Source organism: Methylocystis sp. Uni0008, assembly GCF_056838045.1.
Genome location: NZ_CM166370.1, coordinates 3,351,172 through 3,377,054 on the forward strand (window position 1 = coordinate 3,351,172; position 25,883 = coordinate 3,377,054).

Consider the following 25,883-nt stretch of genomic DNA (forward strand, 5'->3'; position numbering starts at 1 on the left):
GTCACTCTGCTCTTGCGCGCAACTACACCCGCTCGACAATCGTCGCCGTGCCCATGCCGGCGCCAATGCAGAGCGTCACGAGCGCGGTCGATTTTCCCGTTCGCTCCAATTCGTCGATCGCGGTTCCCATCAACATCGCGCCGGTCGCGCCGAGCGGGTGTCCCATGGCGATGGCGCCGCCATTGACGTTGACCTTGGCGGGATCGAGATCGAAGGCCTCGAGGTAGCGCAGCACGACGGCGGCGAAGGCCTCGTTCACTTCGAAAAGATCGATGTCGGCGACGGACATGCCGGCGCGGCGCAGCACTTTCTTCGTCACGTCGACCGGCCCGGTCAGCATCAACGCCGGCTCCGAGCCGATATTGGCGTAGGCGCGAATCTTCACGCGGGGTTTCAGGCCGTGCTTCTCGCCGGCCTCTTTCGTGCCAACGAGCACCGCCGCTGCGCCGTCGACGATGCCCGACGAATTGCCGGCGTGGTGAACGTAGTTGAGCTTCTCGATCTCGGGATGCGCCTGAATGGCGACGGCGTCGAAGCCGCCCTGTTCCGCGTAAAAGGCGAAGGACGGTTTCAGACTCGCCAGCGCCTGCATGTCGGTTCCCGGCCGCATATGTTCGTCGCGGTCGAGCAGCGTGACGCCGTTGACGTCCTTCACCGGAACGATGGAATGTTTGAAACGGCCTTCCTCCCAGGCCTTCGCGGCGCGCTTCTGGGATTCAACCGCGTAGGCGTCGACGTCGTCGCGCGAGAAGCCGTATTTCGTCGCGATGAGGTCGGCAGAGACGCCCTGCGGCATGAAGTAGGAAGGAATGGCGATCGTCGGATCGACCGGCCAGGCGCCGCCGGAGGCGCCGATGCCGACGCGGCTCATGCTCTCGACGCCGCCGCCGATCGCAAGATCGTGCTGGCCTGACATGATCTCGCCGGCGGCGAAATTAACCGAATCCAAACCTGAGGCGCAGAAACGATTGATCTGCACGCCCGGCACTTTGTGCGAATAGCCGGCCGAGATCGCCGCCGCGCGGGCGATGTCCCCGCCGGCTTCGCCGACCGGATCGACGCAGCCGAGGATGATGTCGTCGACTTCGGGTCCTTCGAGCTTGTTGCGCTCCCTGATCGCCTGCAAGGGCGTGATGGCGAGGCCGAGCGAAGAGACCTCATGCAGCGAACCGTCCGGCTTGCCGCGGCCGCGCGGCGTGCGAACGGCGTCGTAGATAAAGGCGTCAGCCATGTCGTCTCCTGTAGCGGCGATCGGCAACCGGGCTGCGGCAGTCGGGAAGAACGTTCGCCGACGGCCGAAATCCGACTGCCTCTAAAACATCTCCTCGGTCAGCGACATCATCGTGTCGGCGCCGGCTGAAATGCGCGTCAGCCGCAGGCTCGTCTCGGGCAGCATGCGCTCCATGTAGAAGCGCGCCGTGAGAAGCTTGGCGTCCATACGCGCCGACTCGTGCGGCTCTTTCCATTTCTTCTCCATCGCCGCCTGCGCGATTTTCACCCAGATGACGCCGAGCGCGACGCGTCCGAAGAGATGCATATAGTCATAGGACGCGGCGCCGGCGTTGTCCGGCTTCGCCATCGCGTTCTGCATCAGCCACATCGTCGCTTTTTGCAGATCGTCGAGCGCCGACTTCACCGGCGCGGCGAAGCGCTTCATCGCGTCGTCGGCGACGAGCGGCGTCAGCAACTCCGTCGTGTCCTTGAAATAGGTCATGATCGCGCGGCCGCCGTCGCGCGGCAGCTTTCGGCCGACGAGGTCGAGCGCCTGGATGCCATTGGCGCCCTCGTAGATCATGCTGATGCGCGCATCGCGCACGAACTGCTCCATGCCCCATTCGCGGATATAGCCGTGGCCGCCAAACACCTGCTGGGCCCTCACGGTGTTTTCGAAGCCGACGTCGGTGAGCACGCCCTTGAGCACGGGCGTCAGCAGGCTAAGCCGGTCTTCCGCCGCCTGGCGCGAGGCGGCGTCGTCCGAACGATGCGCGATGTCGCTGTCGAGCGCGGCCGAGAGCGCGAAGCCGCGCGCCGCTTCGTTGAAGGCCTTCATCTCGAGCAGCATGCGCCGCACGTCCGGATGCACGATGATCGGGTCGGCGGGCTTTCCCGGATCCTTGGGCCCGGAAAGCGCGCGGCCCTGCAGGCGCTCCTTGGCGTATTGCGCCGCGTTCTGATAGGCGACCTCAGAGAGTGCGAGGCCCTGCATGGCGACGCCAAGCCGCGCCTCGTTCATCATCACGAACATGGCGTTTAGTCCGCGATTGGCCTCGCCGACGAGAAAGCCCTGCGCGCCGTCGTAGTTCATGACGCAGGTTGCGTTGCCGTGGATGCCCATCTTTTCTTCGATGGAGCCGCAGCCGACGCCATTGCGCGGCCCGAGCGCGCCGTCGCCGTCGACGAGAAACTTCGGGACGATGAAGAGCGAGATGCCCTTGACCCCTGCGGGCGCGCCCTCGATGCGCGCCAGCACCAGATGCACGATGTTTTCGGTCAGATCGTGCTCGCCGGCGGAAATGAAAATCTTTTGTCCGGTGATCGAATAGGAGCCGTCGCCGCGCGGCGTCGCCTTGGTCGTCAGCAGCCCGAGATCGGTGCCGCATTGCGGCTCGGTCAGGTTCATCGTGCCCGACCAGCGGCCCTCCGCCATTTTCGGCACATAGAGCTTTTTCTGCTTGTCATTGCCGTGGCGCAGGAGAGCCGCGAGCGCGCCCTGGGTGAGGCCCGGATACATGGCGAAAGCCATATTGGCCGAGGAGGCGAATTCGTTCATCGCCATTGAGAGCGTATAGGGCAGTCCCTGACCGCCATATTCCTCGGGCACGGCGAGGCTGATCCAGCCTCCTTGAGCGAAAGCGTCATGCGCTTCCTTGAATCCCGGCGGGGTGGAGACGGCGCCGTCGTCATGGCGCGTGCAGCCCTTTTCGTCGCCCGACTGGTTGAGCGGCGCGAGCGCCTCTTCGCAGATTTTTCCGGCCTCGACGAGAATTTGTGACATGACGTCCGGGGTCACGTCCGCGAAGCCTGGCAGATTGCCGAAACGCTGGAAATTCAAGACGTCGTTCAAGAGGAAGAGCGTATCGTCCACAGGCGCCTTGTAGCTCGGCATCAACGCCTCCTTGCAGGCCGGCGCTTGGGGCTAGGCCGTCGCGCCGCGATTCTCTCGGGCTCCGTCATAGGTAGAGAGGCGCCGCCGAGGGCGCAAGCGAGCGGTCTCGCGACATGCGTGAACGCGATGGCGCTACAGAGCGGTTCCTTAACGGCTTCTTTACCTTGATTGACGGAAAGTCGCTGCGGTCGGCGGGCTCCCGCCGGCGACGTCGCGCGATTCGCAGATCCGCGTCGATTCCCACAGTTTTTGTCCCATTCTCCACGGGTCGGCCCGCCGGACAGCCACATGAGCAAGGCGCAAACTCCTGATCAAGGTCGTCCGGATTCCGCGCCGCCGGCAGAGAATCGCGAAACCATGCGCCGGGGAGGAAATCTTCCCGCACAGGACGCCCGCGGCGCCCAGACAGCCGGCGACGATGAGGTCAGCGAAAAGACGGTCGAAGAAGATCTCATCTGGCGCTCGATCGCCGCGCTCTCCAGACGTCGCATCGAAAGCCAACTCGGCGAGCAGCCTTCCGCGAACGCTAGGCCGATCCGCAGCACGCTGGCGGAGCTTGAAACGCGACTGGCCGGTCAGCCGAGCGGCGATAGCCGCGTGGACGTCGGAAAAAGTCTGAGCGGACTCGAGCAGCAACTCGCCGACATCGCGCGGCGTGCGGAACAACATGCGCCGCTGGCGCGCGAAGCGAAGGCGGGAACGCGCCGCGGGGAGGTCGCCAATCCGCCCGGCGCCAACCCTCCCGAACCCGAGGCGCGCAGCAACGGCGCCGGCCGGCGCGCGCTTCTCGAAGCGGTCGCGCAGCTTGGCCGGAGTCAGCGCGCGCTCAATGACGCGCGCGGCGTTTCGGAACCCGTGCCTGGTTCGAACGTTGAAGAACTTCAACGCGCGATCGACGCGGTCACGCAGCGATTGGACAGTTTCCGCGAGGACGCCGGCGAGCGCAGCGACCAGCAGCTCGTCATGATGCGACAGATCGAAAACGTCCGGCGCGAAATCCGGGATATGACGCAGGCGATCGGCGAACTCGCGCCGCGCGCATCGGTCGCCGCCATAGAGACGGCGATGAACGATCTCCGTGAGCGCATCGAAACGCAACGCGACCGCGGCGTTCCCGACGAGACGCTGGCGCCCGCTGAAAGAATGATCGGCGAAGTGCGGGCCGTGATCGAAGATCTCGATCCGACGCCCATCGTGCGCAATCTGCGCGCCGATGTCGAAACGATTGGCATAAGGCTCGAGAAGCTGCAGGCCGGCGACGTCGTCAATGCCGCGGCCGTGCGCGACCTTGCGCGCGATACGCACGACATCAAGGAACAGCTGACGGCGCTCATGGCGCGGCCGCTGCCGCTTGAGAAGATCGAAACGCGCATCATCGACGTCACGCAGCGAGTCGATGCGCTGGCGCTCTCACGTGGCGCGTCCGGCGCTGATCTCGGCGAAGTGGTCAAGGCGATCCGCTCCGTTGTCGCAACGGAAACCGGCAAGGGTGTCGAGACCTTCAACAAGAGCCTGGAGCGGCTCGCGCGCAAGCTTGATGTCGTCGCCGAACAAACGGCGGCGGCGCGGTTCGATGAAATCGGCGAGCGCATCGACGAACTCGGCAGGACGCTGGCGGAGCACATCGATCGCGGCGCTGCGAATGTGGCGCCGCTGGAAGCGCTCATCGCATCGCTCGCCAAGAAGATCGACGGGGCGTTGGAGCGCGGCGATCACGCCTCGGCGTTCGAGGAGATCGGCCGCAGGTTCGACCATCTCGAGTCCCACGTCGCCGATAGCGCGCCGACGGAGTCGCTCGCGCGCATCGAAGCCATCCTCGCCGAGCAAAACGCCGAGAAGTACTTCGCCGAACTCGCGCAGCGCGTCGATCAGCTTCATCAGGCGATCGCCGCACAGACCGAAAGCGGCGCACGCGCGGGAGACGCCGAGCATCTGGCCGCCCTTGAGAATCTGGTGCGCGGTCTGGACAGAAAGATCGACGCGGCGCTCGACGCCGACTCGCGGCGTCTTGATCTGGAAGCGGTCGAGCGCCAGCTCGCACAGCTTTCGTTCAAGATCGACCGGCTCGATGATCCATTCTCCGCGCCGAGAATTGCGGCTCAGAATTCTTCGCTCGACGAAATCGCCGAGCGACTGGACAGGATGCACGCCGCATTTTCGCAGCAGGTCGAAGATGGCGCACGCGTTGCAAAACGAGAGAGCGAACTTGCGGTTCTCGTCGAGTCGCTCGCGGAGCGCATGAATCGGTCGGTTGGCAAGGCGGCGGATCACGAAGCGCTTAAGTCGCTCGAAGCTCAGATCGGCGCCCTGGCGCAACGTCTCGAGCGGCTCGACGCAGGCCACGGCGCGCTCGCTGGCTTCGAGTCGACGATCAACAATCTTTTTTCGCGGCTTGAGGACTCGCGATCGGCGACGACGCAGGCGGCGGAAGCTGCCGTCCGGCGCGCGGCGACGGACATTCTCCGCGAGGCCGCGAACCTTCAGCCGGGCGCCGTGCGCGCAGCTCTGCAACGCGAATTGATCGACATTCGCACCACGCAGGATGCGAGCGGTCAGCGCACGAATGAAACCTTGACGGCGCTCCATCAAACGCTCGAACGCGTCGTCAGCCATCTCGGCATGGCTGAGAACGACTTGGACGAAACGCGCGGCGTCGCGCAGCGCGCGCCGATGGGCGAGGACGCCGTCTCCCTGGAATCCGCTGACAAGAAAGACGCCGAAAGCCAGGATCTCGCGGCGGTGGATCCGATGGCGTTCCTTCTGCCTATCGGCGAGAGCGTCGCCGAAGGGCGCGAGCCTTTCTTTTCGTCGCCTGGACAGGAAGCCGAGCGTGGCGGCCACCGCAGCTCTGTACGGTCGGAGTTTATCGCCGCCGCGCGCCGCGCCGCGCAGACTCCCGCAGAGGCGGACGCCCAGTCAGGGGAAGCGGCCCGCAACGCCGAAAATGCTCAGGAAAAGTCGCAGGGCGGCGGCGTGGTCAAGCTGAGCGCCGTCCTTCAGGAGCGCAAGCGTCCGCTGCTTCTCGGACTGGGCGCGGTCATGCTGCTGATCAGCGCCTATCAGATCGCACGGATGGGCGTTCAGAGCGGGTTGAATGCGCCGCAGCAGGAGGCGAGAGCGCCCGCCAAGGCGCTTCGCTCCGCTCCTTTGCCGGAAAAGACTCTTGCCTCGAAGAGCGCCCCGTCGGTCGTCGTCGCCCAGCGCCCAGCGGCGCCCGTAGCAACGCCCCCTCAGGCGCCAGTCGCCGCCTCTCGAGCCTCCCCGGAACAGCCCATCGCGCAGCGGAACATCGATCCGACGCCGACCGGAGCGATCGAAGCGCCGCCGCTGTCGGCCGGCGACGCGCTGGCGACGATCAAACGCCTCGCCGTCGAGGGCGATCCCGCCGCGCAATATGAGATGGGCGCGCGCCTCGCCGAGGGGCGCAGCGCGCCGCGCGACGCCAAGGCCGCCGCGCACTGGTTCGAAAAGGCCGCGGAAATGGGCCTGGCGCCGGCGCAATACCGGCTGGGCTCGATGTACGAGCGGGGCGTCGGAGTCGAGCGCGACTACGCCCGCGCGCGGCTCTGGTATGAGCGCGCCGCCGAGGCCGGCAACGCGCGCGCCATGCATAACTACGCGGTGCTGCTCGCCGAGGGCGGCGACGGCAAGCCGGATTACGCCGCTGCGGCGGAATGGTTCCGCCGGGCCGCCGAATACGGCATTCGCGACAGCCAGTTCAATCTCGCCATCCTCTACGCCCGCGGGCTGGGCGTCAGCCGCAACCTGCAGCAATCCTACGCCTGGTTTTCCGCCGCCGCCGAACAGGGCGATGATGACGCCGCAAGAAAGCGGGATGAAATCGGCGCCCGGCTCGACTCCAAGGAGCTTGCCGCGGCCAAGGCGCTGGCCGCCGCGTTCCGCGTCAAAGCGCCGGCGCCGGAGGCGAATGACGCGCCGGCGCTGAGGACGGGCGGGGGCGAGGGCGCACGCGAAGGGGCAAGAGAGCCGGCGCCGGTCAGACCGACAACCAGGCAGCCGTCGGGAAAGCCGCGGGTTTCTCAGCTCTAAAGCGACGCCGGGCAGGCCATTAACGATTCGTGTACGGGATCGCTCCTATTGTCCGGGTCGAGCGAGCCAGTCGGCGCCGCGCGCGCGGACATGTGAGACTCGCCCGGTCCTGGGAGAGTATGATGCGCAGAGTTTTCGCGACGCTTTCAGCGGCTTTGGCTTTCGGCGCCGCAGCGCTGGCGCCGGTCGCGCCGGCCCACGCCGATTCCGCCGGCCCCGCCATCGCGGCGGGCATCGGCGGGTTCGCGCTCGGAGCCATTACCGGCGGGGCGCTCGCCAGTTCGGCGCCCCCCGTCGTCTATGCGGCCCCGCCCGTCTATGTCGCGCCGCCGCCCGTGTGCTGGGTCGAGCCTCGGCCCGTCTTCGATGAGTATGGCATGGTGATCGGCTCGCGTCCGCGCCGCGTCTGCGAGTGACGCCGATGACGATCGGCGCGGCTCAAAAAAGCCGCGTCCTTACGGTAGAATTACCGGCATGAAGGCAAATCATCTCCTCTCGGCGCTCGCCGCGCTGCTGTTTGCGGCGACGCCCGCCCGCGCCGAATGGTCGAGCTGCCTGTCCGGGCTGCGCGCCGCCGCGGCCGGGGCCGGGGTCAGCCAGCAAACGATCGCGTCGGCGACGAACGGGCTCGCGCCCAATGACGCCGTGAGCTTCATGGACAAACAGCCCGAGTTCACGACGCCGGTATGGGACTATGTGGCAGGGCTGGTCGACGAGGAGCGCGTCCAGGAAGGGCGCTCGATGCTGCGCCAGCATGCGCGCGCGCTGCACGCCGCCGAAAGCCGCTATGGCGTTGACGCGCCGACCATCGTCGCCGTCTGGGGCGTCGAATCCGACTTCGGCAAGAGCTTCGGGAAGCGCCCGGTCGTTCAAAGCCTCGCGACGCTGGCCTGCGAGGCGCCGCGCCGCAATGAGTACTGGCGCAAGGAATTCATCGCCGCGCTCAAAATCCTGGACAGCGGCGATATCGCGGGGGAGGAGTTCTACGGCTCCTGGGCTGGGGCCTTCGGCCATACGCAATTCATGCCGTCGACCTTCCTCGGCGCCGCCGTCGATCTTGATGGCGATGGGCGCCGCAATATCGCCAGTTCGGCGGCCGATTCGCTCGGCTCGACGGCGAATTATCTGCGCAAGAGCGGCTGGCGGTCCGGCATGCCCTGGGGCTTCGAGGTGCGCCTGCCGGACGGCTATTCGGGGCCTTCCGGACGCACGCGCCGCCAGCCGATGGGCTTCTGGCAGTCGCACGGAGTAACGCGCCTCGACGGCGGCGGACTCGGCGAGGGAGCGGCGGCGCTGCTGCTGCCGGCGGGGCGCAATGGACCAGCGTTCCTGGTGACGAGAAATTTCGATGCGATCTATGCCTATAACGCCGCCGAATCCTACGCGCTCGCGATCTGCGTCCTGTCCGACATGCTGCGCGGCCGGCCGGGCATTCAGACGCCGTGGCCCACCGACGATCCGGGCCTGTCGCGCGCCGAGCGCCGCGAATTGCAGGCGCTGCTGACGCGCAGCGGATACGACGTCGGCGACTCGGATGGCGTCATCGGGACGAAGACCAAAGAGGCGATCGCCGATTTTCAGTCGCGCGCCGGCCTGCAGCGCAACGGCCGCGCCAGCCTAAAGGTTCTCAACGCCTTGCGCGGAAGGTAGGGCCGACGGCGTGTCCACGTCGAAATCGGGCTCGATGGCGGTCGTTTCCTCGACCGCTTTGAGGTCGTCGGCAATCCAGGCCTTCGTCAGCTCCCAAACGACGGCGAGCACCACCGGCCCCGCAAACAGGCCGGCGATTCCATGCGCGAGAACGCCGCCGATGACGCCGACGAAGATCACCGGGATCGGCGTCGACAGGCCATGCGCGAAGATGAACGGCTTCAGCACGTTGTCCATGTAGTTGACGGAGAGCATGCAGACCGTCAGCGCCAGCGCGGGACCCGACGCCATAGTCGTCCAGGCCCAGAAAATGACGGGCGCGACGACGAGCAGCGGGCCGATCTGGATGATGCCGAGGACCAGAATGGCGATCGTCAGCAGGCTCGCGCCCGGCACGTCGGCGAGATACATGCCCACGCCGCCGACGACCGCCTGCAGCAGCGACAGTCCCATCACGCCGCGCGAAACGGCGTTGATCGTCGCGCCCGCGAGATCGACGAATTTCTCGCCGCTTGACGGATCGATGCGGCGCGACAGCGCCCGGGCGCCGGCGAGCATCTGCGGCGCGGCGGCGAGAATGAAGCCCATCAGCAGCACGGAGACAAGGAATTTGAGCGTGCCCGCGCCGGCGCTCTTCGCCATCTCGAGCATGAATTCTCCGGCGGGCTTCAGCTGCGGCAGAACCTGGGTGAAGGCGCTGCGCAGATTGGTCGAAGCCAGCAGCCAGAAGGAATAGAGCTGGTCGCCGACGAGGGGCCAATCCTTGATCGAGACCGGCGGCGGCGGGATGGCGATGTCGCCATTGTCGAAGCCGGCGACGATGCTCTTGATGGGATCGATCGCGCCGACCGCCATCCAGGTGACCGGCCCGATGATCAGCACGAGGCCGGCGGCCGTCATCAGAACGGCGGCTGTGATCGGCCGGCCGCCCAACATTTCGGCGAGCACGCGGAAAATGGGATAGAGCGCCACCGCGAGCACGACGCTCCAGAGGATGATCGCCGCGAACGGCAGGATGATGATAAAGGTCCAGTAGATCAGCGCGCCGATCGCGAACAGGCGGATCGCCAGTTCGATGACCAGCGCGTTGAAGCGGCGGTCGGAACCGTTAAGTCCATTGGGCAGATCAATCACCGGCGTTCCTTGCCATTCTTCGACATTGCGCCGCAATAGAGTGAAGATTTGGCGGGCGTCTGACAAGAGAACTTTGCGCGTCGCCGCGCCGCTCCGGCTTGTGCGGGAACGCCCGGAGCGCTACTGCTCGGCTTGCTGTCTAATAGTCGCCGCTTCCGACCAACGGATGAATGCCGCCAAGCCCCTTGGAATCGGCGTTCTGCCGATTGCGCTTGCCGGATCTGTTCGCCTGGTCGGACTTTGACGCCGAAACGGATTTGCCGCCGCTGGACTTTGCCGATGAGGCCGCCGCCGGCGCGGCCATTGCCAAGGCGATAATCGCCGCAAGAAGGTAACGCATGGGCTACTCCCTGGGCCAGACGGTCCCCCGGCCAAGGCCCAACCGACGCTTAGCATGATTCACGTGTGGGCGCGACGCAGGGCCGGCCGCGCTTCGACAAGCCTTGCGCATTCTGCGATAGACTGTCCGCTCCATATCGAACGATTCGAGCCGCATGACCATCCGCCTTCACCAGGGCGATCTCCCCGAGGGGATCAGCGCTGGCGCCATCGTGGCGATCGACACCGAGACCCTTGGCCTTAATCCGCATCGCGACCGTCTGTGCGTGGCGCAGCTCTCATTCGGCGACGGCAACGCCGAACTGGTCCAGTTCGCCAAGGGTCAGACGCGCGCCCCCAATCTGGAGCGCCTGCTCGCCGACCCGGGGGTTCTGAAACTCTTCCACTTCGCCCGCTTTGACATCGGCATATTGGCCAAGACCTTCGGCTTCGTTCCCGCGCCGGTCTATTGCACCAAGATCGCCTCCAAGCTCGCCCGCTCCTATACCGACCGGCATGGCCTGAAGGACCTCGTGCGGGAGCTGCTCGGCGTCGAGATTTCCAAGCAGCAGCAGTCGTCAGACTGGGGCGCGCCCGTTCTCTCCGACGCGCAGCAGGCCTATGCGGCCTCAGACGTCCTCTATCTGCATCAGCTCAAGGACAGGCTCGACGCCATGCTGGCGCGCGAGGGCCGCGCCGAGTTGGCGCAGGCCTGTTTCGAGTTCCTGCCCACGCGCGCCCGGCTCGACCTCGCCGGCTGGCCGGAGACCGATATTTTCGCTCATGAATAAGGCTCTGGCTTCGCCTCGAATTCGCCACCTGCGCGCCGCATGATCTCGGCATGACCGACGTGTTCCCGACGCCCAACGCACGCGATCGCCTCGGCGCCCTTGTTGCGCCGCGCCAAACCGCCTTCCCGGAGGCTCTGCGCCATACGGCGCGGGTCACGCGGCTGCGTCGCTGGATCCTGTGGGGGGCGGGCGGCGTCGTCGGAATCGTCGGCCTCGGCCTGCTCATCAGCTCGCTGCGCTTTCTGCCCGCCGATTTGAGCCTGGCGCGCGTGGCGCTCAAGGGCTCGCGCATCGTCATCGAGAGCCCCAAACTCGTCGGCTATCGGAAGGACGGGCGCCCCTATGAGGTGCGCGCGGTCGTGGGCATGCAGGATCTGGCGAAGCCCGAAATCTTCGAACTCGAGCAGCTCGAGGTCCGGGTCGAGAACACCAAGGACAATTCGATCGTTCTTTCAGCGGAGAAGGGCGTTTACAACCGGAAGGCCGATCACGCGGACATGATCGGCGGCGTCAACATCCGCGACGACAAGAACTTCGACATGAAGCTCGAATCGGCCGTGATGGATTTCAAATCCAGCGTGATGACCTCCGACAAGCCGGTGCTGTTGAAGATCGACGGCGGCGAGGTCACCGCGCAATCGGTCGAATTCTCCCAAAAAGAGAGGCGCGCGACTTTCGCGGGCGGCGTCCATTCGGTGCTATACGGTGAGGGCGAAGCGCCCCCGCAAACGCCGGGCGCAGCCGCCAAGGAATAAATGCGCCGTCACGTCTTCGTTCTTCTCCTCGCCGCCCTCGTCACGACGACGCCCGCAAGCGCCGCCGGCCGTTCGGGCGGCATTCTGCCCGGCGCCTCCGCCAAGGATCCGCTCAACATCGACGCCGGCAAGCTCGATTATTTCGAGAAGGAGCAGAAGCTGATCTATTCGGGCAGCGTGATCGTCACGCAGGGGCCGTCGACGCTCAAAGCCGCCCGCCTGATCATCTTTCTCGAAGGCAAGGGCAGCGGCCAGCCCGCGGCGACAACCAATGAGCGCGTCAAACACATCGATGTCGAAGGTCCGGTGACGCTCGTTTCCAAGGACCAGATCGGCACGGGCGATCGCGGCAGCTACGACAAGGCCGAAAACAAGGTCTATCTCACAGGCAATGTGACGCTCACCCAGGGCGAGAATATCGTGAAGGGCGAGAGGCTCGTCTATGACGTCGCGACGGGCATGGCGACCGTTCAGGGCGGCGGGGCTCAGGGCGGTCGCGTGCGCAGCACCTTCACCCCGAAAAGCCAGTAGCGCTTCTACTGCGCGGCTGAGGTCACAAGCTGATCGAGCAGGTGCTTGCGCTTGGCTTCATAATAGTAGCCGCCGGCGTAAAGTCTGATGGCCCGCGCTTCATTGCCGCCGCTTACCTTATAGGCGTTGGCGAGGTAAGGCACCGCGAAGGCGAGATTGGTGTCGGCGTCGAGAAGCCCGCTTGCCGGGCCCTGATAGCCCATGTGGCGCGCCGTATCGTGACGGATCTGCATCAGCCCCCAATAGGGTCCGTGCCGGGCGCTGGGATTGTAATTGCTCTCGCGGCGGATGGAGCGGTGAATGAGGGACTCGGGAATATCGTAGACGCGGGCGTAGTGAGCGATCCGGGCGTGAAGCGCATCCTGGCCGGTCAGTTCGGTCGGCTTCGCGGCCTCTTCGTAAGCCGCGGGAGCGGACGCGACCGGCGACTCCTGCGGCGCACAGCCGGCAAGCGCCAGCCCGCTCAGAACGGCGCAGGCGCCGACACACCCGAACAGTTTCATTCCGCCCAATCCCTCTTTGGCTACACGTTTCCCAGTTGGGAATGCGCCATGCGCAGATGGCGAATTCGTGGCGGCCAAGCTTGGGCCGCGTTGAATTTCGGGGATTGTCGACTAGCTGCCCCGATACGAGGTCGGCGATGGCGCAAAAGCAGCCGAAAAGCCGCGGCGCAGCAAAAAGCGCAAACGCCGCGGCTGTTTACTGGTCCGGCGAGGTGACTCGCCACAGCAATGCGCTTGATCTGGAGCAGGGCGTGTTCACCTGGGACGATCCGGCGAAGATCGCGCGCTCGCTGAAACGGTCGGCCGAAGAGAGCGAACGGCGCAAGGCGTCGCCGTTTCGCTCCGCCATGTCCATGCTGATTTTCTACATCAACAGGGCCGGCAAGAACCTGCCCGAGGCGCGGCGAAAAGTGCTGGAGCAGGCCAAGGATGAACTGCGGAAGGCGTTTGGACGCGCGCCCAGTTGAGCGCGTCGCCGCTTTATTGACGTCTCGTCCAGATGGGTATTACTCTTGTTTAGAGAGTATTACTTTTTGGCCGTCATGAGCACGAAAGTCACTATTAAAGGCCAGGTCACCTTGCCGAAGGCTGTCCGCGAAGCCGCTGGCATTCGTCCGGGCGACAGGGTGAACGTGCGCGCGCGGTCGGAAGGCGGCGTGTTGGTGGAGCGCAGCGAGGAGCGGCTGCCTGACGCCGCCGCGCTGCAGGCCGCAAGGAATAAAATCGAGCGGGCGCTAGCGACGCTGGATCACAAAGGCGTGAAATTCGAGATGACGACGGACGAGTGGATGCGCCTCTTGCGAGGCGACGATTGACGCTTGTCGACACGAATATTTTCATCGACTTGCTGACCCGCAATCCGGATTGGTTTGAAGCTTCGCGCCTGGCGTTCGAACGTAGGATGGCGCTCGGCGCAATTTTGATCGTCGATGCGGTCTTTGCGGAACTGTCGGCCGGTTTTGCGAGCGAGGAGGATTGCTCCGATTTTCTTGACGCACTCGCGGTTGAACATTCCGCGATGTCGCGACAAGCGCTTTGGCGCGCGGGACGAGCGTTTCGCGATTACCGGCGTCAAGGCGGCTCGAAGACGAATGTGCTAGCTGATTTCTTCATAGGCGCACAGGCGAGCGTGCTCGGCGCGCCGATTCTGACGCGGGATTTGGGGCGGTACCGGACCTATTTTCCGGAAGTGGACTTGATGGGAGCAGGCGAGCCAGTTGCCAAATAGGTGGGATCGACGGCGAGCCCTCCTTTATGACGGAATGGACGGACGCAAGTGAAGTATTGAATATTCCTGGTCGCAGTTGTGTTTCGATGCTGTCGGCGGCCTCTTCCGACAGCCCCATCACCGCGTGAATTTCTTATATTTCAGACGGTGCGGGATGACGCTGTCGACGCCCAGCCGCCGCTTCTTGTCTTCCTCGTAATCGGCGAAATTTCCCTCGAACCATTCGACATGGCTGTCGCCTTCATAGGCGAGAATATGCGTGGCGATGCGATCGAGGAAAAAGCGATCGTGGGAGATGATGACGGCGCAGCCGGCGAAATCGACAAGCGCCTCTTCCAGCGCGCGCAGCGTCTCGACGTCGAGATCGTTCGTCGGCTCGTCGAGCAGCAGCACATTGGCGCCGCTCTTGAGCATCTTCGCGAGATGCACCCGGTTGCGTTCGCCGCCTGAGAGCTGTCCGACTTTCTTCTGCTGATCGGCGCCCTTGAAGTTGAAGGCCGAACAATAGGCGCGGGAGTTGATCTCGCGCTTGCCGAGATAGATCACCTCATTGCCGTCCGAGATCTCCTCCCAGACGGTCTTGTTGGCGTGCAGCGCGTCGCGCGACTGGTCGACGTAGCCAAGCTGCACGCTCTCGCCGATCTCGATCGCGCCGCTGTCGGGCTTCTCTTGACCGGTGATCATGCGAAAGAGCGTGGTCTTGCCGGCGCCGTTGGGTCCGATCACGCCGACGATGCCGCCTGGCGGCAGTTTGAAGGAGAGATCGTCGATCAGCAGCTTGTCGCCATACCCTTTCGACAGATGATCGAAGTCGATGACATTCGCGCCGAGGCGCTCCGCGACCGGAATGATGATCTGTGCGGTCGTCGGCGCCTTTTCGTTCTGCTTGGCGACGAGCTCCTCATAGCGCTGAATGCGCGCTTTGCTCTTCGCCTGTCGCGCCTTCGGCGAAGCGGCAATCCACTCGCTCTCCGCTTCGAGCGCGCGCTGGCGCGCCTTGTCCTCGGAAGATTCCTGCGCGAGTCGCTTCTGCTTCTGCTTCAGCCAGCTGGTGTAATTGCCCTCGTAGGGGATCCCGCGGCCGCGATCGAGCTCCAGTATCCAGCCCGTGACATTGTCGAGGAAGTAGCGGTCGTGGGTGACGATCAGGATCGCGCCCGGATAAGCCCGCAGATGCCCCTCGAGCCAGTTCACCGTCTCGGCGTCGAGATGGTTCGTTGGCTCGTCGAGCAGCAGCATTTCGGGCTGTTCGAGCAGCAGCTTGCACAGTGCCACGCGACGCCGCTCGCCGCCGGAAAGCTTGGTGACGTCTGCGTCGTCAGGGGGACAGCCGAGCGCGTCCATCGCCTGGTCGACCTGACTGTCCAAGTCCCACAGGCTCTTGGCTTCGATCTCGTCCTGCAGTTTCGTCATTTCATCGGCGGTCTCGTCCGAATAATTCATGGCGAGATCGTTGTAGCGGTCGAGGATCGCCTTCTTTTCGGCGACGCCAAGCATCACATTGCCGCGCACGTCGAGCTGCGGATCAAGGTGCGGCTCCTGCGGCAGGTAGCCGACCCGCGCGCCCTCGGCGACGAAGCCTTCGCCCGTATATTCCTTATCGATGCCGGCCATGATGCGCAGCAGAGTCGACTTGCCCGCGCCGTTGACGCCGAGAACGCCGATCTTCGCGTCGGGATAAAAGGACAGATTGATGTTCTCCAGGACCTTCTTGCCGCCCGGGTAGGTCTTGGTCAGGCCCTGCATGTGATAGATGAACTGGCGCGCCATATCGCCTCACAACGATGGAATTGGCGCTGTCTTTAGAGCATTTTCACTGCGCGAGGGAAGCCGTTTGCGCCTTGGGCCGCGCATAAAAATACCCCCGGCGGGCGGCCGGGGGCATTTCGGAGGCGTTCCTCAGGTTCGCATGAAGCTCAAAACCGTAGCGCTGAGGGTGCTTCCGGTGAGCACGAGCGTGGCGCCGAGCGCCAGCAGCGCGACGAGATTCAGCGTCAGATCGGCAGGGCTCCCGGCCAGCGCCAGAATGCCGAGGACGATCGCGGCCAATCCCGCGAGCGCCTGAATGCCAGCCGAACCCGACGCCATTTCGCTCGCGAGCATTTCCGCGCCGACGTGTTGGGACTGTGCAACCGAGGTATCCATCAGCGCGGAATTGCGCCGCAGCACATAGAGGCGCCACACCGCGTTGCTGCTCAGAAGCAGAGCGGTGCCAAATCCGATCACGGCGATCGGCGACAGGATCGCGGCGTTGATTCCAAGGAGCGAAAGGACGCCAAGCACGATGCCGACTGCGCCGACGAGGAAGACAAGCGCGAGGCTGTTGCCGCCCATCTGTTCCGGCATGGCGCTCCGAACGCCGCCGGGAAACACGATCTGCGCATATTCGGACAGCATTGCGCCGCCCTGAATCAGAAGCGCCACGCCAAACACGATCGTCGCGATGGCGACCATCATGGGAGGCGAAATTCCAACCAGACCGCAAATCACAAGTACGATCGTGGCGACGCCCCCTATGGCGTCGATAAGGCCGCCATAAGCGACCGCATTTTCATGCGATGTGATGTCTCGGGTAATCGACATGTGGGATACTCCGGCCGCAAGCCCCCCGTCGGCTAGCTAGCGGCGCTTACGCACAGGGCAAGCCCAGCATTTCCGGGACAGATTGCCTTTTCGCGCTCCCGCGTACAAGAAGCGGAAACGAGGCAATCGGGCGAGCGCAGCGATATGAATGTTCTCTTGATCGGATCTGGCGGCCGCGAACACGCGATCGGCAATGCGCTAAGGAAAAGCCCGCTGCTGAAGCGGCTCTATATCGCGCCTGGAAATCCTGGCGCTGCGCGTGTTGGAGATAATGTCGATTTCGACGCCGGCAACCACCCCGCGGTGATCGAGTTCTGTCGTGACGCCGGAATTGCGCTCGTGGTCATCGGACCCGAGCAGCCGCTGATCGGCGGCCTCGTCGACGAACTGGCGAAGCATGACATTCTGGCCTTCGGTCCGACGAAGGCCGCGGCTCAGCTCGAAGGCTCCAAAGGGTTCACAAAGGATCTCTGTCGCGACTACGCGATCCCCACCGCGCGCTATGCGCGCTTCGCGGCGCTTGAGCCGGCGCTGCTCTACCTGCGCGAGAACGCCGCGCCCATCGTCGTCAAGGCCGATGGTCTTGCCGCCGGCAAAGGCGTGGTCGTCGCCGAGACGCTAGCGGAAGCTGAGCGCGCCGTGCAGGCGATGTTCGCCGGCGCCTTCGGCCTGTCAGGCGCCGAGGTGGTGATCGAGGAATATCTCGAGGGCGAAGAGGCGTCGTTCTTTGCCCTTTGCGACGGCGTTCGGGCGCTGCCGTTCGCTACGGCGCAGGATCACAAGCGGGTCGGCGATGGCGACACGGGACCAAACACGGGCGGGATGGGCGCCTATTCGCCGGCGTCAGTGGTGACGCCGGAAGTGGAAGCGCGCGTCATGGCCGAAATCATCGAGCCGACGATGCGCGCCATGCGCGAAAAAGGCGCGCCTTTCAGAGGAGTCCTTTACGCCGGACTGATGCTGACGAAGGACGGGCCAAAGCTCATCGAATACAATTGTCGTTTCGGCGATCCAGAGGCGCAGGTCGTCCTGCCGCGTCTTGAGGATGATCTACTCGCGCTGATGCTTGGCGCGGCGCGCGGCGATCTGCCGCGGGAGCGGCCGCGGTTCTCCGCGCTTGCGGCGCTCACGGTGGTGCTCGCGGCGAAAAATTATCCGGGAACGCCGATGACCGGCTCGGAAATTCGGAACGTGGAGCGCGCGCAGTCCGTCGAGGGCGTCATCATCACCCACGCAGGCACGCGCGAGGAAAATGGGCGCCTCCTGGCCGCGGGGGGGCGCGTGCTCAATGTCACGGCGCTGGGCGAAAGCGTCGCTGAAGCGCAGATGCGCGCTTACGCGGCCGTCGATCTCATAGACTGGCCCGGCGGCTTTTGCCGGCGCGATATCGGCTGGCGCGAAGTCGCGCGGGAAAAGTCGCGCTAGCCGCAGTCAGCTCCGTCGCAACGCCAGAGCTAGATCACATAAATTAAGAGCTAGATCACATAGATCTTGTCGGGCAGTTCGTCGCCGTTTTCGCCTGGCGGCGCATGGTGCGCCAGAAGGCGCGCGCATTCTTCTATCGCCGCGACAAAGCCGTCCGCGACCTTTTCCTGTCGCAGGTCCTGCAGCAGCGGATCGAGCGCGGCCTGCCACTCTTCGTTGGCGATCTTGGCGGCGATCGCGTCATCCGCGACAATGCGGGCGTAGCGCTCGGCGCAGGAGACGAAGATCAGCACGCCGGTGCGGCCTTTGGTGGCGGACACGCCGCGCGAGAGGAATTGCTCGATCGCCGCCCGTGCGGCCCGTGCGCGCTTGACCGCGCGCGGCGTCAGAAGGAAGCGTACGGGTCCCCATGACACGAAGAGCGTCGCGACGATGAAGATCGCGATCTGCGCCGCAAAAATTTCGCGGCTCGAAAGATCGGTGAAAAGCAGCATGGGCCAGGGCGACGCCAGCGCCACAAACGCGCCCCAGAGCGGCGGCACGTAAGCGTAATCGGAAGAGCGCCGCGCCAGCACGCAGACGATTTCGCCGGACGTTGTCTCTTCGGCGCGGCGGATCGTTTCGGCGATGCGCTCGATATCTTGGGCGGTGAGCTGCATCACCAGTCCCCCGAAGCGCCGCCGCCGCCTGACGAGCCGCCGCCGCCCGAGAACCCGCCGCCGTCGTTCCACCCCCCGCCGCCGCTCCAACCGCCGCCGCCCCAGGAATCGTCGCCCCAGTAGCCGCCACTGGGGGGCAGTACGATAATGGGCGGCGCGCCGCGTCTGTAGCGCCGGTAGTTGGCCGGGCGCCCCCGCGCGCTGCGCGCCATCCAGATGAAGATGAAGAGAAGCAGCGCAAAAAAGATAAGCGGGAAAAGCTGATCGAAAGCGGTGGGCTGGGGGCCGCGCGCCCGCTTCGTCCATTCGGCGGAATCGCCCGAGAGCACCTCGATGATTCCCTCGACGCCGCGTTCGACGCCTGCGCCATAGTCTCCCGCCTTGAAGCGCGGCGCCACCGCGCTCGTCAGAATGATCTTCGACAGCGCGTCGGTGAGCGTGCCTTCGAGGCCATAGCCCACTTCAATGCGCATCTTGCGTTCGTGCGGCGCGACGACAAACAGAACGCCGTTGTTCTTCTTCGCCTCTCCAAGCTTCCAGGCGCGGAACAGGCCGTTGGCGTAGGTCTCGACGTCCAGGCCGTCGAGCGAATTGACCGAGGCGACGACGAGCTGAATGCCGGATTTGTCCTCGAGATCCTTCAGCTTCGTCTCGATCGCGCTTCTCGTCGACGGCGGAATGATGTCCGCCTGATCGACGATTCGACCGGTCAGCGGCGGGTAGCTGGGCGCCGCAAAGGCAAGAGAGGCGAGGAGAAAAAGGTAGAGCGGCGCGAGCCAGCGCGCGGCGCCCCGCATCGCTATTTGCCCGCGCAACGGGCGCAACGCCCTGCGATTTCGACGACGCGCGTCCGGGCGCTGAAATCCGCCGCTCCGACAAGAGCCGCGAGTTCGCGCGCAAACCCAGGAGACGTCGCCTCCTTCACCTCGCCGCATTGCTCGCAAATGATGAAAACGACCGGCTCCTCCGCCTCATGCGCGTGGCCGCAGACGATGTAGGCGTTTTGCGAGGCGAGTCGGTGCGCGAGGCCATTGTCCATCAGATAGCCGAGCGCGCGATAGACCGACACCGGCGCGGGGCGCTTGCCCTCTTCGTCGGCCATAAGGTCGATCATCTCGTATGCGCCGACCGGCCGATTCGCTTCCGTGAGAATGTCGAGCGCCCGACGGCGCGCAGGCGTCAGACCCGCGACCTTGGGCCGTGTGGCGTTTTTCGTCGTGCGGCTACTCATTGACGTCAATTTAGGCTGCTCCGACACAAAAAACGAGGCTTCAGCGCTTGGCGCAGGCTGCGGCGAATTTCTTAAACTTCTCCGAGGCGTCGGCGAGCGGCGCCGAGCGCTTTGCCTCGCCGATCGCGACGTCGAGCGTTTGCCCGCCGGCCATGGCCGCGAAAATCGGGTCCTTGGCGGGTAGCCGCCCTTCGAAGCTCGGCGCGCCCGCTTCTTCATTGGGGACCAGCTTGCCGGCGACCTTCGCCGACTTCTCGCCGACCGAGAGGATCACGGCGGCCTTATCGCCAGCTTTCAGCTTCGCGCTGGTTTCCGCGATCCAGATTTTGACCACGCCGCTCCCCGGCGCGCAGGTAAAGCTGCCCAGGCTGTCGTCGGTCTCCGGCACGCCATAGCCGAGATAGATGCTGTCGGCGTCTTTTTCCTCCAGCCCGCCGAGCGTCCAGACCCGCTGGTCGGTCTGCGCGCAGAGATCCGACAGCGCCAGGACAGAAAGGACGCCCGCTAGGGCGAATGTTCGCTGCACGCCATTTCTCCCTGCGCAAGCGTGCGGACGTCGCGCCGCCTTGCGCTCGCGCGCGCGGCGCCTATAGTCCGCGCGCAATCGCTTCCCGCCGAGCCAGAGCCGAAAATGAACCGCCCGAAAAAAGAAATCAAACGCGTCGTCCTCGCCTATTCCGGAGGGCTCGACACCTCCATCATTCTGAAATGGCTGCAGACGACATATGGCGCGGAAGTCATCACCTTCACGGCCGATCTCGGACAGGGCGAAGAGCTCGAGCCCGCCCGCGCGAAGGCGCTGCTGCTCGGCGTCAAGCCTGAAAACATCTTCATCGAGGATCTGCGCGAAGAATTCGTGCGCGACTATGTGTTCCCGATGTTTCGGGCCAACGCTCAATACGAGGGACTTTATCTTCTCGGCACCTCGATCGCTCGTCCGCTCATCGCCAAGAAGCAGATCGAGATCGCGCACAAAATGGGCGCCGACGCGGTCTGTCACGGCGCGACCGGCAAAGGCAACGATCAGGTGCGATTCGAACTTGGCTATTACGCGCTCGACCCGGACATCACGGTCATTGCGCCCTGGCGGGAATGGACGTTCGTCTCGCGCGCCGATCTCATCGCCTTCGCCGAAAAGAACCAGATACCGATAGCGAAGGACAAGCGTGGCGAAGCGCCGTTCTCGACGGACGCCAATCTTCTGCACACTTCCTCGGAAGGGAAGGTGCTCGAAGACCCGAGCCAGGAGACGCCGGATTACGTCTATTCGCGCACGGGCAATCCGGAGGATGCGCCCGATACGCCGCAATATGTCACGATCGATTTCGAGAAGGGCGATGCGGTCGCAGTGGACGGCGTCAAACTCTCTCCCGCGGCGCTTCTCGCCAAGCTCAACCATCTCGGTCGCCTTCACGGGATCGGGCGCCTTGATCTCGTCGAAAACCGCTTCGTCGGCATGAAGTCGCGCGGCATGTATGAGACGCCTGGCGGCGCGATTCTGCTCGTCGCGCACCGGGGAATCGAGAGCCTCACGCTCGACCGCGGCGCGGCGCACCTCAAAGACGAGCTGATGCCGCGCTACGCCGAACTCATCTACAATGGATTTTGGTTCTCGCCGGAGCGCGAGATGCTGCAGGCCGCGATCGACAAGAGCCAGGAGCATGTCACGGGACGGGTGCGCCTCAAGCTCTACAAGGGTTCGGCGACGCTTGTCGGCCGCGAGAGCCCCTGGTCGCTTTACGATCAGGACCTCGTCACCTTCGAGGAAGGCGGAACCTACGACCAGCGCGACGCCGAAGGCTTCATCAAGCTGAACGCCTTGCGGCTGCGCACGCTGGCCAAGCGCGCCGCGCGGGGGGCGAAGCAATAGCAGACGCAGTCAGGTTTTATCTGGCGGATCGGCTGACGCCTCCCTCTCCCGCGAAGCGGGGGAGGGCAAGGGAGGGGGCATAAATTCGGGCCGAGCGCAAATCCTATCGCCCCCTCTCCAACTCTCCCCCGCTTCGCGGGAGAAAGTGCGATCGCGCTGTGGCGGAAAGTTCGCCCCCAGATCAAGCCGCGGCTCCACTGAATCGAGACAGCTCGCCCACGCTCGTTTCACTCCACGACCTCGTTGCTGCGGGCCTCCTCGTGGAAAGCAGCGCCCCGAATCTCGCTGACGTCGCCACGCGCTACAGCATCGCGGTCACGCCGGAAATCGCGGCGATGATCGACCGCGACGACCCGAACGATCCGATCGCGCGACAGTTTATCCCTGACGTCCGCGAGGCCGTTACCAGGCCGCAGGAGCTTGCCGATCCGATCGGCGATGACGCGCATTCGCCGCTGCCGGGGCTCGTCCATCGCTATCCCGATCGCGTGCTTCTGAAGCTCCTGTCGGTTTGCCCCGTCTATTGCCGCTTCTGTTTCCGGCGCGAGACGGTGGGACGCGGCAAGGGCGATCTGCTGGCTGAGCGCGACGTCGAGGCGGCGCTCGACTACGTCGCGCGGCGACCGCAGATTTTCGAAGTGATCCTCACCGGCGGCGATCCCTTGATCCTGTCTGCGCGCCGGCTCCACGGCGTGTCGCGCCGGCTTGCTGAGATCCCGCACGTCACCTTGCTGCGCGTTCACACGCGCGCGCCGACGGTCGCTCCAGAACTTGTGACGCAGGATCGTCTCGCGGCGCTCCGCGAGAGCGGCAAGACGCTGTTCGTCGCCTTGCATGTCAATCACGCGCGCGAACTCACCCGCTCGGCGCGCGCGGCGATCGCACGCTTGCGTGAGGCAGGCGCGATCCTCCTCTCGCAGACCGTGCTGCTCAAGGGCGTCAACGACAGCGCCGACGTCCTGGAGCGCCTGATGCGCGATTTGGCGAGTCTCGGCGTTCGGCCCTATTATCTGCACCATCCAGATCTCGCGCCGGGAACCGCGCATTTTCGGCTCAGCCTCGCGGCGGGCAGGCGAATTTACGCGGAGCTTTCGCGTCGGGTGACCAGCGTCGCGCTGCCGGCCTATGTGCTCGACATCCCCGGCGGCTTCGGTAAGGCGCGCGTCGCCGAGGGGGCCGCCGCGCCGGACGGGCAGGGCGGGTGGACCGTCGTCGATCGTAATGGCGAGAAGCGGTCATACCGCGACGACCTCGACCCGCCGCAAGATTGATCTTTCGCCGCGCGCTCGAGACGACCTTATCGGCTCGATCCACTTAAGGAACGCATGTGCGTAAACTCACGCTCCTGATCGCCATTCTCATAGTGACAATCATCGCTCCCGGACTGCGCGCCGACGAAGCGCCAGATTCGATCGAACAGTTCAATGCGCGTCTCGACCGCGCGCGCGACACGCTCGACGAAGTGCAGAAGGCGCTGGAGCAGCCTGACCTCTCCGACGCGGCGCTGCGCAGTCTGCGCGCGCGTATCGAACCATTGCCGCACGAACTCGAAGCAACGATCGAGAAGCTGACGCCACATCTCGTCGCGGTCGAAGCGCGACTGAGGGAGCTCGCGCCCGCCGCCGCGAAACCGCAGGAGGCTCCGAAGGAGCCTCCGAAAGCGCCTGAGGCGCCGGCTGAGCAAAAGCGGCCGGCAAAGCCCGCGGCGAAGAACGGCGTCGAGAAGCCGCCGCCGGGAAGAGGACCGCCGGCCGCGCCGGACTCGTCCGATGCGAAGCCGGCCGAATCCGCCGCTCCCGACGCCGCCGCGCGGGTCAGCGCCAATGCGGAGCTGGAAGACCAGCGACGCCTTTACGATGCGTTCGACGCCACTGTGAAGCGGGCGCGCGCCATGTTGCTCGAGGCGCGGCAGGTCGCGGTGACCATCGTCGCCCGCCAGCGTGGACTCTTCGCCAAGAATCTGTTTCTGCGCACGAGCGGTCTATTCTCTCCGTCGCTGTGGAGCGCCGCGCTCGACGGCGCGCCAGCCGTCATCAGCGATTCGGCGCGCTATCTTTCCGATCGAGCCGCCAATGTCGTGGACCGCGTCAACAGCGGCCGGCGCGCGCAGATTCTCGCCCTTCTGTTCCTGATCGCAGCTGGCCTCGCCCTGGCGCTCTTTTTTTCGAGGCGCGTGGGCTGGCGTTCGAATGACGAGTCCGCGCCGACGCCCTTGCGCAAGGCCGCCGCCGCCGGATGGACGGCGCTCGTCCTCGCGTCGGCGCCGATCGCGGCGGTGGCTGCTCTGAGCCTTGCCTTCGACGCCTTCGATCTTATCGACGCCGCGCTCGAGCCGATCTGGCGCCGCTTTGTCGAGGGCGTCGCGCGGGTCGCCTTCGCCTATGCGATCGCACGCGCGGTTTTCGCGCCCTCGCATCCGAAGTGGCGGCTCATCGATCCCGGCGATCGGCTTGCGAGACATCTCACGGAACTCGTCACGCTGGCTGCGCTGGTTCTTTCTGCGGCCCGTTTCCTGGAGCAGCTGGAAGAGTCCGTACAGGCTGGTCTCTCGCTCGTGATCGTGACGCGCGGACTCGGCGTGATGCTCGTTGCAGGGCTCATCGCGATCGCGCTTTTTGATCTGCCGAGCCGCGCCGAAGTCGAAGAAGGCGCCGTCGTTACGACGCCCGAGGGTCGCGATTGGATGAGCGCGGCCCGCTTCTTCGGCGCTCTTTTGGTCCTTGTGCTGTTGGCGGCGAGCGCCGCCGGCTATGTCACCTTCGCGAATTTCATCATTCTGCAAATCGGGTGGACGGCGGCGGTCCTGGCGATCCTCTACGTCGTCGTCACCCTGTTGCGCGGCGGCGTCGAGGCGGCATTCGCGCCGACGAGTTTCCTCGGCCGCAACTTGATCAGCGGTCTTGGCCTGCGTCGTGAGCAGCTTGCGCCGCTCGCCGTGCTGCTCTCAGGCATCGTTACGCTGCTCTGCTTTCTGGCGGCGGCGCTGGTGACGATCGCGCCGCTCGGTTACGACTCCGGCGACTTCCTCGGGAATATTCGCTCGGCGTTCATTTCGTTCAAGATCGGCGACGTCACCATCTCTCCCTCAAGCGCGCTGGTGGCGATGCTGCTTTTCGCGGCGGCGCTCGCGGCGACCCAGGGCCTCCGGCGCTGGCTGGACGCCCGCTTCCTGCCGCTCACGCGTCTCGATCTCGGTTTGCGCAATTCGATCAGCGCGACGCTCGGCTACGCCGGATTCATTTTTGCGGCGGCGCTCGCCCTGTCCTATGTCGGACTGGGGTTCGAAAAGCTCGCGATCGTCGCCGGCGCCCTCTCCGTCGGCATCGGCTTTGGCCTGCAGTCGATCGTCAACAATTTCGTCTCCGGCCTCATCCTGCTCTGGGAGCGCGCCATTCGCGTCGGCGACTGGGTCGTGGTCGGCGACGAACAGGGCTATGTCAAACGCATCAATGTGAGATCCACCGAGATCGAAACCTTCGACCGCGCGACGATGATCGTGCCAAATTCCAATCTCGTCGCGGGCGTCGTGAAGAACTGGCTGCGCGGCGACAAGGTTGGCCGCATCAAGATCGCCGTCGCGCCCCACGCCGGCGTCGATCCGGAAGAGATGCGCGACATCCTTCTTTCGGCGGCCCGCGCGCAGGAAGGGGTTTTGCGGATTCCAGCGCCGCAGGTGATGTTCCTCGGCATGGAGGCGAACGCCTTCAAATTCGAGCTCTGGTGCTATGTCGAGGATGTCGAGCAGTCGGCGCGCGTGCGCAGCGACCTGCACTTCGATCTCTACCAGCGGCTTAAAGACTCCGGCATATCGATCGGGGCGGCCGCGGCGCCCCCGCCGCCGACGATCGTCAATATACCCGAACTCGACAAGCTCGCCGCCGCGGCCGCCGCGAGCGCCCTCGCGATCGAGGCCAATCTGGCGAGCGGCAAGAGCGACGACGAGGCAGCCGCAAAATCCGACGACTCGATGGAGGAGACCGCCCGGTCCGACAGCGCGCCGGCGAAATAAATCTCCTGCGCGTTCATTGTTTCTCAAAGAATGGGGAGCG

At 65.0% G+C, this 25,883-nt stretch carries 24 protein-coding genes; 13 read left to right on the top strand and 11 right to left on the bottom strand.

The annotated features are described in order from the left end of the window. Window positions 1–22: 22 nt before the first annotated feature. Both AC0X69_RS16720 and AC0X69_RS16725 read right to left on the bottom strand, forming a co-directional pair. Window positions 23–1,231, bottom strand: a complete 1,209-nt coding sequence (locus AC0X69_RS16720; RefSeq protein WP_482608981.1) for an acetyl-CoA C-acetyltransferase — start codon at window positions 1,229–1,231, stop codon at window positions 23–25. An 81-nt stretch (window positions 1,232–1,312) separates the two neighbouring features. Continuing rightward, window positions 1,313–3,106 carry an acyl-CoA dehydrogenase C-terminal domain-containing protein gene (locus AC0X69_RS16725; protein ID WP_482608982.1) on the bottom strand — a complete coding sequence of 598 codons (1,794 nt, stop codon included), beginning with the start codon at window positions 3,104–3,106 and terminating at the stop codon, window positions 1,313–1,315. A gap of 288 nt (window positions 3,107–3,394) precedes the next feature. Between AC0X69_RS16725 and AC0X69_RS16730 the strand changes: the two genes are divergently transcribed. From AC0X69_RS16730 to AC0X69_RS16740, 3 genes are all read left to right on the top strand, one after another. Further along, window positions 3,395–7,156 (top strand): peptidoglycan-binding protein, encoded by a 3,762-nt coding sequence (locus tag AC0X69_RS16730; RefSeq protein ID WP_482608984.1) that lies wholly within the window; start codon window positions 3,395–3,397, stop codon window positions 7,154–7,156. Window positions 7,157–7,275: 119 nt separating this feature from the next. Then, the gene (locus tag AC0X69_RS16735; protein ID WP_482608986.1) at window positions 7,276–7,572 is read left to right on the top strand and encodes a hypothetical protein; all 297 of its coding nucleotides are present in this window, start codon (window positions 7,276–7,278) and stop codon (window positions 7,570–7,572) included. A 58-nt stretch (window positions 7,573–7,630) separates the two neighbouring features. Beyond that, complete coding sequence (locus AC0X69_RS16740; protein ID WP_482608988.1) at window positions 7,631–8,806, top strand: lytic murein transglycosylase; 1,176 nt, start codon at window positions 7,631–7,633, stop codon at window positions 8,804–8,806. On the opposite strand, the gene AC0X69_RS16745 is transcribed toward AC0X69_RS16740, so the two are convergent. Both AC0X69_RS16745 and AC0X69_RS16750 read right to left on the bottom strand, forming a co-directional pair. Continuing rightward, on the bottom strand, window positions 8,774–10,006 hold the full coding sequence (locus AC0X69_RS16745; RefSeq protein WP_482608990.1) for an AI-2E family transporter: 1,233 nt from the start codon (window positions 10,004–10,006) through the stop codon (window positions 8,774–8,776). The genes AC0X69_RS16740 and AC0X69_RS16745 overlap by 33 nt on opposite strands. 73 nt (window positions 10,007–10,079) lie before the next feature. Then, the gene (locus AC0X69_RS16750) at window positions 10,080–10,280 is read right to left on the bottom strand and encodes a hypothetical protein (RefSeq protein WP_482608992.1); all 201 of its coding nucleotides are present in this window, start codon (window positions 10,278–10,280) and stop codon (window positions 10,080–10,082) included. A gap of 154 nt (window positions 10,281–10,434) precedes the next feature. Between AC0X69_RS16750 and AC0X69_RS16755 the strand changes: the two genes are divergently transcribed. Genes AC0X69_RS16755 through lptA form a run of 3 tightly spaced genes read left to right on the top strand, consistent with a single transcriptional unit; the run spans window position 10,435 to window position 12,335 of the window. Continuing rightward, window positions 10,435–11,049, top strand: a complete 615-nt coding sequence (locus tag AC0X69_RS16755; RefSeq protein ID WP_482608994.1) for a ribonuclease D — start codon at window positions 10,435–10,437, stop codon at window positions 11,047–11,049. Window positions 11,050–11,099: 50 nt separating this feature from the next. Further along, window positions 11,100–11,804, top strand: coding sequence for an LPS export ABC transporter periplasmic protein LptC (lptC, locus tag AC0X69_RS16760; RefSeq protein ID WP_482608996.1), 705 nt, complete (start codon window positions 11,100–11,102; stop codon window positions 11,802–11,804). Continuing rightward, window positions 11,805–12,335, top strand: coding sequence for a lipopolysaccharide transport periplasmic protein LptA (gene lptA, locus AC0X69_RS16765; protein ID WP_482608998.1), 531 nt, complete (start codon window positions 11,805–11,807; stop codon window positions 12,333–12,335). It begins immediately after the preceding gene. 5 nt (window positions 12,336–12,340) lie between these two features. Here lptA and AC0X69_RS16770 read toward each other — a convergent pair whose 3' ends face one another. After that, window positions 12,341–12,838, bottom strand: a complete 498-nt coding sequence (locus AC0X69_RS16770) for a transglycosylase SLT domain-containing protein (RefSeq protein WP_482609000.1) — start codon at window positions 12,836–12,838, stop codon at window positions 12,341–12,343. Between the two features lie 137 nt (window positions 12,839–12,975). On the opposite strand from AC0X69_RS16770, the gene AC0X69_RS16775 reads away from it, so the two are divergent. From AC0X69_RS16775 to AC0X69_RS16785, 3 genes are all read left to right on the top strand, one after another. After that, entirely contained in the window at window positions 12,976–13,305 is a 330-nt protein-coding gene (locus tag AC0X69_RS16775; RefSeq protein WP_482609002.1) for a DUF3175 domain-containing protein, read from the top strand. A 75-nt stretch (window positions 13,306–13,380) separates the two neighbouring features. After that, complete coding sequence (locus AC0X69_RS16780) at window positions 13,381–13,653, top strand: AbrB/MazE/SpoVT family DNA-binding domain-containing protein (protein ID WP_482609004.1); 273 nt, start codon at window positions 13,381–13,383, stop codon at window positions 13,651–13,653. A gap of 29 nt (window positions 13,654–13,682) precedes the next feature. Next, entirely contained in the window at window positions 13,683–14,066 is a 384-nt protein-coding gene (locus tag AC0X69_RS16785) for a type II toxin-antitoxin system VapC family toxin (RefSeq protein WP_482609006.1), read from the top strand. A gap of 117 nt (window positions 14,067–14,183) precedes the next feature. Here AC0X69_RS16785 and ettA read toward each other — a convergent pair whose 3' ends face one another. Together ettA and AC0X69_RS16795 are read right to left on the bottom strand one after the other, a co-directional pair. Next, window positions 14,184–15,836 carry an energy-dependent translational throttle protein EttA gene (gene ettA / locus AC0X69_RS16790; RefSeq protein WP_482609008.1) on the bottom strand — a complete coding sequence of 551 codons (1,653 nt, stop codon included), beginning with the start codon at window positions 15,834–15,836 and terminating at the stop codon, window positions 14,184–14,186. Window positions 15,837–15,965: 129 nt separating this feature from the next. Then, window positions 15,966–16,649 carry a hypothetical protein gene (locus AC0X69_RS16795; RefSeq protein ID WP_482609010.1) on the bottom strand — a complete coding sequence of 228 codons (684 nt, stop codon included), beginning with the start codon at window positions 16,647–16,649 and terminating at the stop codon, window positions 15,966–15,968. A gap of 144 nt (window positions 16,650–16,793) precedes the next feature. Here AC0X69_RS16795 and purD point away from each other — a divergent pair, with 144 nt between their 5' ends. Continuing rightward, a complete protein-coding gene (gene purD / locus AC0X69_RS16800) occupies window positions 16,794–18,074 on the top strand; it encodes a phosphoribosylamine--glycine ligase (protein ID WP_482609012.1) in 1,281 nt (426 codons plus the stop codon). A 50-nt stretch (window positions 18,075–18,124) separates the two neighbouring features. Here purD and AC0X69_RS16805 read toward each other — a convergent pair whose 3' ends face one another. Genes AC0X69_RS16805 through AC0X69_RS16820 form a run of 4 tightly spaced genes read right to left on the bottom strand, consistent with a single transcriptional unit; the run spans window position 18,125 to window position 20,490 of the window. After that, window positions 18,125–18,733 (bottom strand): TPM domain-containing protein, encoded by a 609-nt coding sequence (locus AC0X69_RS16805; RefSeq protein ID WP_482609014.1) that lies wholly within the window; start codon window positions 18,731–18,733, stop codon window positions 18,125–18,127. Next, complete coding sequence (locus tag AC0X69_RS16810) at window positions 18,733–19,530, bottom strand: TPM domain-containing protein (RefSeq protein WP_482609016.1); 798 nt, start codon at window positions 19,528–19,530, stop codon at window positions 18,733–18,735. Before AC0X69_RS16810 ends, AC0X69_RS16805 begins: the two co-directional genes overlap by 1 nt. A gap of 2 nt (window positions 19,531–19,532) precedes the next feature. After that, complete coding sequence (locus AC0X69_RS16815) at window positions 19,533–19,964, bottom strand: transcriptional repressor (protein WP_482613424.1); 432 nt, start codon at window positions 19,962–19,964, stop codon at window positions 19,533–19,535. Window positions 19,965–20,004: 40 nt separating this feature from the next. Continuing rightward, on the bottom strand, window positions 20,005–20,490 hold the full coding sequence (locus AC0X69_RS16820) for a hypothetical protein (RefSeq protein WP_482609018.1): 486 nt from the start codon (window positions 20,488–20,490) through the stop codon (window positions 20,005–20,007). A 105-nt stretch (window positions 20,491–20,595) separates the two neighbouring features. Here AC0X69_RS16820 and AC0X69_RS16825 point away from each other — a divergent pair, with 105 nt between their 5' ends. The 3 genes from AC0X69_RS16825 (at window position 20,596) to AC0X69_RS16835 (ending at window position 25,843) form a co-directional block, all read left to right on the top strand. Then, a complete protein-coding gene (locus AC0X69_RS16825; protein ID WP_482609020.1) occupies window positions 20,596–21,834 on the top strand; it encodes an argininosuccinate synthase in 1,239 nt (412 codons plus the stop codon). 197 nt (window positions 21,835–22,031) lie between these two features. Beyond that, window positions 22,032–23,105: a lysine-2,3-aminomutase-like protein gene (locus AC0X69_RS16830; RefSeq protein ID WP_482613425.1), complete on the top strand. Its 1,074-nt coding sequence runs from the start codon at window positions 22,032–22,034 to the stop codon at window positions 23,103–23,105. 56 nt (window positions 23,106–23,161) lie between these two features. Further along, window positions 23,162–25,843: a DUF3772 domain-containing protein gene (locus tag AC0X69_RS16835; RefSeq protein ID WP_482609022.1), complete on the top strand. Its 2,682-nt coding sequence runs from the start codon at window positions 23,162–23,164 to the stop codon at window positions 25,841–25,843. Window positions 25,844–25,883: the final 40 nt, after the last annotated feature.